The organism is Streptomyces sp. NPDC059456, assembly GCF_042750055.1.
Taxonomy (GTDB): domain Bacteria; phylum Actinomycetota; class Actinomycetes; order Streptomycetales; family Streptomycetaceae; genus Streptomyces.
Genome location: NZ_JBHYVA010000168.1, coordinates 1 through 6233 on the forward strand (window position 1 = coordinate 1; position 6233 = coordinate 6233).

Genomic DNA, 6233 nt, shown 5'->3' on the forward strand with positions numbered 1-6233 from the left:
GCCGGTTGAAGAAGCGTGAGAAGTCCAGCACCACGCCCGCGCCGACGGCCTGGCCGGAGGTGCTGGTGCCCGCGCCGCGCGCGGTGACGGACACGCCCAGCTCCCGGCACGCCGCCAGCGCGTTGAGGACGTGCGCCCGCTCCCGGGGGAAGACCACGGCCAGCGGGACCTGCCGGTAGTTGGAGGCGTCGGCGGAGTACTGCGCCCGGCGGCCCGGGTCCCCGGACACCTCCCCGCAGTCCGCCTCGGCGAGCGCCCGCGCCACGGCCGCCGCGTCGGGTCCCCCGGGCTCCGGTGAAGTCGCCGCCACGGGTGGCCCCCGGTCAGGCCGGCAGACCGGGCAGCGCACCGCTCTTGGCGAGCCGCTCCAGTTCGTCCAGGGCCGCGACCGCCCGGCGGGCGGCCTCCGGGTCGCTCTCGGCGAGCCCGCTCTGCGCGAACTCGTCCTCGTCCAGCCGCAGGACCTCGCTGCCGTCCGCCGAGACCCACAGGTCGAGGTCGAGGTCGTCGACCACGATCTCGGCCGTCCCTGCGGCGGGCCGGCGGACCTCCGCGGGGCGGGTGACGTCGCAGTACCAGCCCTTGAGCACACCGGCGCCGTCGCGGACCTCCTTGACGGCGTACCAGCGGTCGCGCCAGTAGTGCTCGACGAACACGTCGCCCGGCTCGAAGCGCACGAAGCCGAAGTCCCGCACCTTGGGCGCCGACCACGGGGCGGTCACGGAAATCTGCGCGCCGTCGTCGGCCAGTACGCCCGCCTCGTAACGGATCTTGACCCGGCCGGCCTTGGTCAGCACCACGTCGATCAGTTGCCGCATCCCACTGCCCCAGTCCTCGGTCCCTCGCACGTGCGTCGCCCGGTGATCGTATCGAAACGGGCATCCGATGACGATCATCATTCCGGCCAGCCGCGAGCCGGCGGCGGGCCGCGCGCCGGGGTGCGTCCGGGGTGGGCTCCGGGTGCCCCGGACCCGATCGGCGGCCTTGCGCCCCTGGCCGAAACCGGTGCCACCGGCAGCCCCGGGCCGGCCGGCGGGGCGGCGCAGCGGCCCGCGGCGGACCACCGTCACCGTAGTGCGGCGCACACGGACGGTGGCCGGGGCCGCGGCGTCCGGCTGCACACGGGGTGACGCAGAGCGATAATTGCACCAGTACGCAGAGAGCCGTTCCGCACATCCGGAAGTGGGGCGCAGTGATGCAGGACCCGGTGTTCCACGATGCCTCCGGCGGGCCTGCGGAACCGGGCGAGGAGACGTACGCCCTCCTCGACGCACGCGGTGTCGTGATCGGCTGGGGTCCCGGGGCGGAGCGGCTGCTCGGCTACACGGCCCGGGAGGTGCACGGGCGGCGCGGGGCCGATCTGCTGCTCGCGCGCTCGGACGCGGGGCGCACGGTCCTGCGGCACCGCAGCGGGCGCGGGGTCGAGGTGGCGCTGCACGCGCGCCCCATGGTGTCCACGGCCGGCGAGCGGCAGTGGCTGATCCAGGCGACCGACGCGGGGGCCACCCGGCGGCACGAGCTCAGCGAAGCGCTGATCAGGGGGCTGTTCACCGAGTCCCCTTTCCTCATCGACGTCTTCGACACGCAGCTGCGCTTCATCGCGCAGAACGACGCCCTGCGGCGCGGCGGGGGCTTCGCGAACGAGGAGTTCGTCGGGCGTACGACGTCCGAGGTGGCGCCGTCCGACCTGCTGGACATGGCGGCCCTCCAGGCGCGCCAGCGGCGTGTGCTGGAGACCGGTGAGGCCCTGGTCCACACCGAGGTGCGCGGCCTGCTGCGGGGCGACCCCGACCGCCAGCACGTCTGGTCCGAGAGCATCCTCCCGCTGCGGAGCAGCTCCGGCGAGCTGATCGCGCTGGCGCACGCCGTCACCGACGTGACCGAACGGGTCCGGGCCCGTGAACGGCTGGCGCTGGTCAACGACGCGAGCACGCGCATCGGCACCACCCTGGACGTGCTGCACACGGCGCGGGAGCTCGTCGAGGTGGCGGTTCCGGAGTTCGCCGACCACGCCTACGTCAACCTGCTCGCCCCGGTGTTCGGCGGCGAGGAGCCGGTCGTCGGCCCCGTCGGCGACGCCGTGACACTGCTGCGCGCGGCGACGTCCACGCCTCCCGGCGGGTCGGCGGAGCCGGCCGTGGCGACGGGCGACGCCGACCCGTTCACCTCGGGACCGGGCTCCCTGTTCACCCGGGCCATGGCCGGCGGGGAGCCGCTGCTGCTGACGGGCGAGGAGCTGATCGCGGAGGTCGCCCCGGTCGACCCCCGGCAGGCCGAGCTGGTCCGCGCGTACGGGGTCCACTCGTGGCTGCTGGTTCCGATGTCCGCCCGCGATGCCGCGCTGGGCGCCACGGTCTTCGTACGGTACGCGCGCGCCCACGGGTTCGAGCCGGACGACGTCCTGCTGGCCGAGGAGCTCACGGCGCGCGCGGCGGTGTGCATCGACAACGCGAGCCGCTACACGCGGGAGCGGACGGCGGCGCTGGCGCTGCGGCGCAGCCTGCTGCCCCAACGGCTGCCCGTGCTCGGCGCGCTCGAGGCCGTGACCCGCTATCTGCCGGCGCACGGCCAGGCGGAGCTGGGCGGGGCCTGGTACGACGTGATCCCGCTGTCGGGCGCACGGGTGGCGCTGGTGGTGGGCGACGCGCAGGGACACGGTCTGAACGCGGCGGTGACCATGGGCCGGCTGCGGACCGCGGTCCGCACCCTCGCGGACCTCGACCTCTCCCCCGACGAGCTGCTCTCGTACATGGACGACCAGATCCACCGGTTCGTGGACGAGCACGCCCAGGACGGGGACAGCGGGCCGCGCCCGGGCGGGGCGGCGGGCACGACCTGCGTGTACGCGGTCTTCGATCCGATCTCGCGGCAGTGCGCGGTGGCCTGCGCGGGGCATCCGCCGCCCGTGCTCGCCCCGGTGGGCGGGGCGCCCGCCATCGTGGCGCTGCCCGCGGGGCCGCCCCTGGGTTTCGGCGGATCCCCTTTCGAGAGCGCCGAGTTGACGCTGAACGACGGGGACGTGCTCGTGCTGTACACCCACGGCTTGGTCGCGGCGCCCGACCGGCAGGTGGACCTCGGCCTCGAACGGCTCCCGGAGGCGCTGTCGGGCGTCCCGCTCGCCCCGCCGCCCGGGGCCGGACGCACCGGGGGGAACGGGCTGGACGAGGCCTGCGACGCGCTGATCGGCCGGCTGCTCCCGGTGCTGCCGCAGAACGACGTGGCGGTGCTGATGGTGCGCCTGCACGAGCTGGCGGCCGGGCACCACGTCACCTGGGACCTGCCGGCCGAGCCCGAGGTCGTGGGCCGGGCCCGTACGCTCGCCACGCGGCAGCTGGCCGCATGGGGCCTGGAGGAGCTGGAGTTCACCACGGAGCTGGTGGTCAGCGAGCTGGTCACCAACGCGATCCGCTACGGCAGCGAGCCCGTCCAGCTGCGGATGATCCGCGACCGCGAGCTGATCTGCGAGGTATCGGACGGCAGCAGCACCTCCCCGCACGTGCGGCGCGCGGAGGAGACCGACGAGGGAGGGCGCGGGCTGTTCATGGTGGCGCAGCTCGCCCAGCTCTGGGGTACCCGTTACCACGCCCGCGGCAAGACGATCTGGGCCGAACAGCCCTTCCCCGAGGGGTTCCTGGAGGCGGCGGACGCAGCCGCGGCCGCCGACGGCTGACGGCTGACGGCGGGAGCCCGTGCCCCCGGCCGCCGGTGCGGCCGGGGGCTGCCGGTCAGCCCGGCAGGGCCCCGCCGAGCAGCGCCGCCGGCGCCGCCGGTACGGGGGCGTAGCCCGTGGTCCGGGCGGTGAACGTGCCCCGGCCCTGGGTGCGGCTGCGCAGCCGGGACGCGTAGCCGAACAGCTCTGCCAGCGGCACGCAGGCGGTGACCGCCGTGCTGCCGGCCCGCGCCGCCGAGCCCGAGACCCGGCCGCGCCGTGCGGCCAGGTCGCCGAGCACCCCGCCGACGGCGTCGTCGGGCACCGTCACCACGACCTCGGCCACGGGTTCCAGCAACTGCATCTCCGCGGCGCGCAGAGCCTCGCGCAGCCCGAACCTGCCCGCCGCCCGGAACGCCGTCTCCGAGGAGTCCTTGGGATGGGTGGCCCCGTCGGTCAGGGTGACCCGGAGCCCGGTCACCGGGTGACCGCCCAGGGGCCCCTCGGCGAGCGCGTCCCGGCAGCCCGCCTCCACCGCGCGGACGTACTCCTGCGGCACCCGTCCGCCGACGACGGCCGAACGGAAGGCGAACCCGCCGGCGTCACCGGCGGCGTCGGCGACGCCCAGGGGCTCGACGTCGAGGACCACATGGGCGAACTGGCCGGCGCCGCCGTCCTGTTTGACGTGCCGGTACACCAGCCCCGACACCCCGCGCACGACGGTCTCGCGGTGGGCCACCCGCGGGCGGCCCACGCCGATGCGCAGCCCGTGGCTGCGGCGGACCTTCTCCACCGCCACCTCCAGGTGCAGCTCGCCCATCCCCGACAGGACCGTCTGGCCCGTCTCGGGATCGGTCCGCACCACCAGCGACGGGTCCTCCTCGACCAGCCGGGCCAGCGCCGCGGACAGCCGGCCCGCCTCGGCGCTGCTGCCCGCCTCGACCGCCACGGACACCACCGGGGCGGCGGTCTTCGGAGGTTCGAGGACGAGCGGGGCGCCGGGGGCGCACAGCGTGGACCCCGCGCGGGTGCCCTTGAGACCGACCACGGCGACGATGTCCCCCGCCACGGCCTGCTCCACCTCGGCGTGCCGGTCGGCCTGGACGCGCAGGATGCGCCCGATCCGCTCGGTCCGGCCGGTGCCCGCGTCCAGCACGGTGTCCCCCTTCCTCATCGTTCCCGAGTACACCCGCAGGCAGGTCAGCCGTCCGGTCGCCGTCGCGTTCACCTTGAACGCCAGCCCGGCGAACGGCGCCGAGGGGTCGGCGGGCCGCTCCTCCACCGCCGCGTCGCGGGTTCCCCGTACGGGCGGCACGTCGGCCGGCGAGGGGAGGTAGGACACGACGGCGTCCAGCAGCGGTTCGATCCCGCGGTTGCGGTAGGCCGAGCCGCACAGCACGACGACCCCCTCCCCGCCGCGCGTCAGGTCGCGCAGCGCGGCGTCCAGCGTGGCGGCGGAGAGCGCCGAGGTGGCGCAGTACTCCTCCAGGGCGGCCGGATGGAGCTCGGCGACGCGCTCCTCCAGCTGCCGGCGGCGGCTGCGCGCCTCCTCGTACAGGTCCTCGGGTACGGCTCCCGTCTCGTACGCGTCCTGCCCGGCGCGCCAGAGCAGCGCGCGCATGCGGACGAGGTCGACCGTCCCGCGGAACCCGTCCTCCTGCCCGATGGGCAGCTGGACGACCAGCGGGACCACGTGCAGCCGCTGCGCCACGGAGGCGACCGCCCGGTCGAGGTCGGCGCCGACGCGGTCCATCTTGTTGACGAACACGATCCGCGGCACGCCGTGGTGGTCGGCTTGTCTCCAGACCGATTCGCTCTGCGGTTCGACGCCGGCGACGGCGTCGAAGACCGCGACCGCGCCGTCGAGCACGCGCAGCGAGCGCTCCACCTCGTCGGAGAAGTCGACGTGTCCCGGTGTGTCGATCAGGTTGACGCGGTGGCCGTCCCACGTACAGCTGACGGCGGCCGCGGAGATCGTGATGCCGCGGTCGCGTTCCTGCGGGTCGTAGTCGGTGACGGTCGTGCCGTCGTGGACCTCGCCGCGCTTGTGGGTGGCGCCGGTGGTGTAGAGGATCCGCTCGGTGACGGTGGTCTTCCCGGCATCGACGTGGGCGAGGATGCCGAGGTTGCGGACGGTGGTCGTGGTGTTCGGGTGGGTGCGCATGGCCCGTGGCCTTCCGGCGGAGGGGTGAAGTGGGGCAGCGCGATTTCGGGACGGGACGGGGCTCACCACGGGCGGGCGTCACGGGGCCCGGCCGCGCCCCGGGTACGCCGGGGTGTGCGGGGCCGGCTCGACTGCCGTCAGGAGGGTGGGTCTTCGTCGCGGACGTCCGAGGGCGGCCGCGCAGCCGTCATCGGGAAGCCGAGGACACCGGGATCACGTCGTACCGGGAGCGGGGAACGAAGACGGCGTTGCGGTGACACACGGCCGGGCCCCCCTCACTGGAGTCATCGGAAATCACCGGAGTCGTTCGACTCGCGGGACGCAGTGCACGCCGCGTCGCGTGGCGGCACGGGAGCGAAGTTTTTTAGACGCCGACAGCGCGGGGCCGCCCCGCAGATTTGTGGGGGGCGCGCGGGGGCC

General features: G+C 75.1%; 4 protein-coding genes. 1 reads left to right on the forward strand and 3 read right to left on the reverse strand.

Features of this window, described 5'->3' with window-relative positions:
- Together ACFXA3_RS17080 and ACFXA3_RS17085 are read right to left on the reverse strand one after the other, a co-directional pair.
- Window positions 1–310, reverse strand: a 310-nt coding sequence (locus ACFXA3_RS17080) for an FAD-binding oxidoreductase (RefSeq protein WP_385187528.1), incomplete at its 3' end; no start/stop codon positions are given.
- A 13-nt stretch (window positions 311–323) separates the two neighbouring features.
- Window positions 324–818: a DUF402 domain-containing protein gene (locus ACFXA3_RS17085; protein ID WP_385187530.1), complete on the reverse strand. Its 495-nt coding sequence runs from the start codon at window positions 816–818 to the stop codon at window positions 324–326.
- Between the two features lie 377 nt (window positions 819–1195).
- Here ACFXA3_RS17085 and ACFXA3_RS17090 point away from each other — a divergent pair, with 377 nt between their 5' ends.
- Window positions 1196–3670 (forward strand): SpoIIE family protein phosphatase, encoded by a 2475-nt coding sequence (locus ACFXA3_RS17090; protein WP_385187531.1) that lies wholly within the window; start codon window positions 1196–1198, stop codon window positions 3668–3670.
- Window positions 3671–3725: 55 nt separating this feature from the next.
- On the opposite strand, the gene fusA is transcribed toward ACFXA3_RS17090, so the two are convergent.
- Window positions 3726–5813: an elongation factor G gene (gene fusA / locus ACFXA3_RS17095; protein WP_385187533.1), complete on the reverse strand. Its 2088-nt coding sequence runs from the start codon at window positions 5811–5813 to the stop codon at window positions 3726–3728.
- Window positions 5814–6233 lie beyond the last annotated feature (420 nt).

What these genes read in the sequence shown, in the direction of transcription:
- ACFXA3_RS17085 (WP_385187530.1), bottom strand. Translation starts at nt 818, where the DNA reads ATGCGGCAACTGATCGACGTGGTGCTGACCAAGGCCGGCCGGGTCAAG.
- ACFXA3_RS17090 (WP_385187531.1), top strand. Translation starts at nt 1,196, where the DNA reads ATGCAGGACCCGGTGTTCCACGATGCCTCCGGCGGGCCTGCGGAACCG.
- fusA (WP_385187533.1), bottom strand. Translation starts at nt 5,813, where the DNA reads ATGCGCACCCACCCGAACACCACGACCACCGTCCGCAACCTCGGCATC.